This window comes from uncultured Paenalcaligenes sp., from assembly GCF_947630565.1.
Taxonomy (GTDB): Bacteria; Pseudomonadota; Gammaproteobacteria; order Burkholderiales; family Burkholderiaceae_B; genus Paenalcaligenes; species Paenalcaligenes faecalis.
Genome location: NZ_CANRIC010000078.1, coordinates 1 through 4,361, shown reverse-complemented (window position 1 = coordinate 4,361; position 4,361 = coordinate 1). Strand labels below are relative to the sequence as shown.

Annotated in this window: 5 protein-coding genes; 2 read left to right on the top strand and 3 right to left on the bottom strand. The window is 45.2% G+C overall.

The genetic code is table 11. The features are described 5' to 3' along the window. Positions 1-6: 6 nt before the first annotated feature. From Q0Z62_RS10530 to Q0Z62_RS10520, 3 genes are read right to left on the bottom strand one after another with little or no spacing between them, the layout of a single operon-like run. Entirely contained in the window at positions 7-1,305 is a 1,299-nt protein-coding gene (locus Q0Z62_RS10530; protein ID WP_298054354.1) for a TRAP transporter large permease, read from the bottom strand. Next, positions 1,302-1,778, bottom strand: coding sequence for a TRAP transporter small permease (locus Q0Z62_RS10525; protein WP_298054351.1), 477 nt, complete (start codon positions 1,776-1,778; stop codon positions 1,302-1,304). Before Q0Z62_RS10525 ends, Q0Z62_RS10530 begins: the two co-directional genes overlap by 4 nt. A gap of 59 nt (positions 1,779-1,837) precedes the next feature. Next, positions 1,838-2,842, bottom strand: a complete 1,005-nt coding sequence (locus tag Q0Z62_RS10520) for a DctP family TRAP transporter solute-binding subunit (protein WP_269900532.1) — start codon at positions 2,840-2,842, stop codon at positions 1,838-1,840. 170 nt (positions 2,843-3,012) lie between these two features. On the opposite strand from Q0Z62_RS10520, the gene Q0Z62_RS10515 reads away from it, so the two are divergent. Then, positions 3,013-3,672, top strand: coding sequence for a peroxiredoxin (locus Q0Z62_RS10515; protein ID WP_298054357.1), 660 nt, complete (start codon positions 3,013-3,015; stop codon positions 3,670-3,672). 137 nt (positions 3,673-3,809) lie between these two features. Beyond that, complete coding sequence (locus Q0Z62_RS10510; RefSeq protein ID WP_298054347.1) at positions 3,810-4,343, top strand: WYL domain-containing protein; 534 nt, start codon at positions 3,810-3,812, stop codon at positions 4,341-4,343. The last annotated feature ends 18 nt before the right edge of the window (positions 4,344-4,361 follow it).

The following is a 4,361-nucleotide window of genomic DNA, read 5'->3' as shown; positions in this document are numbered from 1 at the left end:
GCCATTTTAGTCAATAGCAAAGCCAAGGTATTCGGGAAGCCAGAGGGCAATTCCGGGAAAGATCATAACTAAGAGTAGAGCGCTAAACATGGTCACCATAAACAGCATGGACCACCCAAAGGTGTGCTCAAGACGAATATTGGCGACTTTGGTCGTAACCAGTAGATTGACGGCAACAGGGGGGGTGAATTGACCAATGGCGATATTCATAGCTAGTAAGATACCAAACCAAATGGGATTCCACTCAAAGTGATTAATCAATGGGACGAGGACGGGTGTGAGAATTAAATAGATGGAAATGGCATCTAATAGCATGCCTGCTAATAGAACCAAAATCATGACTAATAATAAAAGCGTCCAGGAATTATCCGAGATAGATAGAATCACATCAGCAAGACGGGTAAATGTACCTAAGGTCGTGCCAGCCCAAGCAAAAATACCGGCTAGAGCAATAATGAGTAATACGATTCCAGAGATTTTAGCTGCCTCGTTAAACATCTCTAGTAGCGACCGCCACGTCAATTGTCGGTATACGACTACACCAAGTAACAGACCATAGGTGACGGCAACCACGGCAGCCTCTGTGGGTGTAAATAACCCAGAGCGTAAGCCACCTAGAATAATCACAGGGGCAAATAAGGCGGGCAGGGCTTTGAAAAAACTGTCTTTAATAGCGGGGCGGTTTTCTGTTTTTTCGGACTCCCATCCATTGCGTTTAGCTAAGAGGTAGGCAGGTACTAATAAAGAGGCACCCGCTAAAATGCCAGGGAATAGGCCCGCTGCAAATAAGGCACGTAAATCCAGCCCAGGCATCATGACTGAGTACAGAATTAAGGCAATAGAAGGGGGGATTAGGATGGCGGTTGAGGAGGCGGCCGCAATTAATGAAGCCGAAAAAGGACGGGGATAACCGGCTTTGGTCATGCTAGGTAACATCACCATCGCAACAGCTGCAGCATCAGCTGGACCTGAGCCACTCATACCACCCATGATTAAACAGACGAGAACGGCGACCAGAGCTAAACCGCCATGGCGTTGACCAATGAGAGATTGAGCAAAGGTGACTAAGCTAGCCGCGACCCCAGCACGCTCAAAAATAAGCCCAGTTAAAATAAATAGCGGAATCGCAATTAATGGGTATTTAGCGATACTGTTGTAAGTGTTGGTGCCTAGTGTGGCCAACATATCGGGCGAGAGCCCCATCAAAATACCAGCAGCACCACCTAAGCCCAACGCAAAGGCAACGGGCATACCAATGAGCAAACAAAGGCCAAAAGCCACTAACATCCATAAATCTGGGCTCATGCCTGCTCCTTGTCAGTCTGACGTAGTCGGTCTACGAGATTTTGTGTACAACGAATAATAATGGCAACTGATAATAAAGGGAGCCAGATTAAATAAATCCAAGTAGGATAACCCAGACCAGGAGAGAGGGAGTCCCACGCATACTCTTCGTAGGTGAGCTTGCCCCCATACCATGCGACCAAACCCAAAACCACAATGGCTCCTAACCATTGCAGTATGTAAAGAATACGGCGTCCGGTGAGCCCCACCATTTGCTCTAAGAGGGTGATACGAATATGTTCATTGCTGCGCGCGGCGACAGCGCCACCCGCAAACGCTAAGATCACCATTAAAAAGACAGAAAATTCTTCGGTAAAAGCAAAAGAGGCATTGGTGGTGTAGCGCACCACAACGTTGGCCAGACTAATAATACAAATAGCGGCTAAGGCAATAACCCCTAGCCACGACTCGATACGGGTTCTAGGTTTAGACATAAGTAAATCAACAATAAAAACAAGGGCGCAGAGTTGCTGCGCCCATTGGTTATGTAAGATTAACGTTCTGCTATGGCTTTTTGAGCCGCATCAACGAGATCTTTACCAATACGGGGAATCCATTTTTCGTATACGCTTTGAGTGGCGTCTACAAAAGCTTTGTGTTGTTCTGGTGTGAGTTCGGTAATTTCTACACCACGTTCACGGATGCTAGTTAGCGTGTCGGCTAATTCAGTACGGGATTTTTCGATTTCCCATTTACCAGCATCAACAGCGGCTTCTTTTAGAAGCGCTTGGTCTTCAGGGGATAAGGTGCTCCAGACACGCTGGCTTACACCAAAAATTAGGGGGTCATTCATGTAGTGCCAAAGTGTTAGGTATTTTTGGTTGGCACGGTCTGCTCGAGCAACGTCATAAACAGCCAAGGGGTTTTCTTGACCATCAACGGCACCGGTTGTCAGCGCGGGTAGCGCATCTGTCCAGCTCATTTGGGTGGGGTTAGCACCTAAAGCATTAAAGGTATCTAAAAATAAAGGTGAGCCTACGACTCGAATTTTTAGGCCTTTTAGGTCTTCGGGATTAGAAAGAGCAGCACGAGAATTAGAGATCTCGCGAAAGCCGTTTTCGCCCCACGCTAATGGCATTACACCACGTTTTTCAATCGCGTTAAATACCATTTTACCTGCTTCGCCCTGAGTGATGGCGTCTACTGCTGCATTATCAGGCATTAGGAAAGGGAGTGAAAACAGGTTAACTTCGGGAACTTGAGTTGACCAGTTAATGGTAGAGCCTACTGCCATATCAATTAAGCCACTGCGCATGGCAGAGAACTCACGGGTCTGATCGCCCGATACTAACTGAGCATTCGGGTAGATTTTTAATGTGATGCGCCCATCGGAACGCTCTTTAACCAGTTCAGCCCATTTTTCGGCTGCTTGCCCCCATGGGAAAGCGTCAGATAGGACGGTGGAAACAGAGAACTCGCGTGTTTCTTGAGCCAGTGCCGCTGTGCTGCTGAGGGCAAAACAGGCTACGCCAAGAGCTAGCCATTTTTTAATTTTCATGATGAATCTCCTTTTTGTCATACAGTTAATGTAAAAAGAAGATAGTAGCAGAGATGTTCTTTGAGATAAAAAAGTTGATTGTATATAACGAAGGAAGAGCTAAACAACTGAGTCAGGTTGTGCTAGGATTGAAGTAGCTATTTGTACTAACTACTAAAAGGGGAATCATGATGTCATTGCGTATTAATGATGTTGCACCAAACTTTACGACTGACTCCACCGCTGGTGAGTTAACGCTGCACGATTGGATGGGTGATAGCTACGCGATTTTATTTTCACACCCTAAAGACTTTACGCCTGTATGTACCACTGAATTCGGTGCTGTGGCACGTTTAGCGCCTGAATTTGCAAAACGCAACACAAAGGTCATGGGTGTGTCGGTGGATGATGTAGAGGATCATAAAAAATGGAAGCGTGACATCGAGGCGTTCTCTGGTGCGCCAGCAGACTTTCCTATTATTGATGACACGTCATTGCAGGTGGCTAAACTCTATAATATGTTGCCAGCGGATGCGTATTTGCCTGATGGTCGTACACCGGCTGACAGTGCTGCGGTGCGTACCGTATTTATTATTGGACCTGATAAAAAAATCCGTTTAACCATGTCTTACCCCATGTCCGTAGGTCGTAATTTTGCTGAAATCCTACGCGCTTTAGATGCAATTCAAGCGACAGACGGCGTGCCTCTTGCTACTCCTGCTGATTGGCAGCCCGGTCAGGATGTGATCGTGGGCTTAGGTTTGAATGATGAGCAAGCTAAAGAAAAGTTTGGCTCCTTAGATATTAAATTGCCTTACCTGCGCTTTACTAAAGACCCAAATGCTAAATAATCGTTAACTTCAGACTCAAAAGGCATAATTAAAAACCCCCAAAAAACCAGATGTGTTTTTTGGGGTTTTTCTACGTCTTCATACAGTAATTCAGTTAAATTATAGAGGTATTTAAGATTGCTTATATAAGGCTCACGATGATTAAAGCAAGTATAGAAAGACGATATTGGTTAATTGAGTTGCTAGCTAATTGGGAGGGTGGAGTAAATAGTGGTTATTTACAGCATTATTGTCAACTAGGACGCCAACAAGCAAGTAAGACGATTTCACGCTATCAAAGTGACTATCCCAGTCAATTGGATTATTGCTCTTCAGAGAAGACTTTCCTACCCTCTGCAACTTTTACCCCTCATTTTATTAGTGAAGACGTCGCTGAATATTTAAATTGGATGAGTGGGCAGCAGACCTATCAATTCGAAAAAGCAGGAAAATATCATGTAGATACTGCGGTAATGATGACACCAGTACGCTTGGTTAAGCCAGTCATCATGCGCTCACTTGTTCAAGCTTTACGTCAGAAGATGCGTATAGAAATTAACTATATTAGTGTCAGTAACCCTAACTATGAGGGCCGCATTATTGTTCCAGTGCGTTTTGTGAATACAGGGCAGCGTTGGCATTTACGCGCCTGGTGTGTCCACTTCCCCATTACTGACACAGTTCTAAACTAGAATTTTCCAGTTGTTGTC

Bases quoted from the DNA above. Each gene is read 5' to 3' on its own strand.
- Q0Z62_RS10530 (WP_298054354.1), bottom strand. From the start codon at position 1,305: ATGAGCCCAGATTTATGGATGTTAGTGGCTTTTGGCCTTTGTTTGCTC.
- Q0Z62_RS10525 (WP_298054351.1), bottom strand. From the start codon at position 1,778: ATGTCTAAACCTAGAACCCGTATCGAGTCGTGGCTAGGGGTTATTGCC.
- Q0Z62_RS10520 (WP_269900532.1), bottom strand. From the start codon at position 2,842: ATGAAAATTAAAAAATGGCTAGCTCTTGGCGTAGCCTGTTTTGCCCTC.
- Q0Z62_RS10515 (WP_298054357.1), top strand. From the start codon at position 3,013: ATGTCATTGCGTATTAATGATGTTGCACCAAACTTTACGACTGACTCC.
- Q0Z62_RS10510 (WP_298054347.1), top strand. From the start codon at position 3,810: ATGATTAAAGCAAGTATAGAAAGACGATATTGGTTAATTGAGTTGCTA.